Raw genomic sequence first — 518 nt, 5'->3', positions numbered from 1 at the left:
GACATAGTGTTCAGTCACGACTTCAGGTTGCTAAGGATGCTGTGAAGGGATTGATATCTTCAACTCCTGGTGTTGATTTTGGGTTGGCTGTATATAATTACAATGACAGTAATGGTACGAAAAATGGTGGACGTATTGTTCGACGTATTCTAAGTAACGATACCGATATCGGTAATGGTGTTACGGCAGAACAGAATTTATTGTCGACCATAGATAGCCTTGGGGCGGAAACTAATACGCCGCTATGCGAAACGCTGTATGAGGCCTATCGTCTATTTGGTGGCCGGTCAGTGTATTATGGTGATGACGATAGTTCACGAACTCCTGCTCGGGATACATTAGCAGAAAACCCTGTCGGAACCTATAAAGCGCCTTATGATAAATGTTCTAACAATGGCTATGTTATTTATATAACTGATGGTGAGCCAACTCAGGACACCAATGCCAACTCGTTAGTGCAGGGGTTGCTGGATAATCTCAATGCGACTGAAAAAGCTGCATATGGTACAACTGTTGGA

Annotated in this window: 1 pseudogene; it reads left to right on the top strand. The window is 43.2% G+C overall.

The window, feature by feature from the left end:
• Positions 1–518, top strand: a pseudogene (locus tag LG31_RS20725) (hypothetical protein); the annotation flags it as partial.

The organism is Aeromonas lacus (assembly GCF_000764665.1).
In the GTDB taxonomy this organism is placed as follows: domain Bacteria; phylum Pseudomonadota; class Gammaproteobacteria; order Enterobacterales; family Aeromonadaceae; genus Aeromonas; species Aeromonas lacus.
The sequence above is the reverse complement of the archived record's forward strand: the minus strand, read 5'-3'. Positions and strand labels throughout refer to the sequence as shown.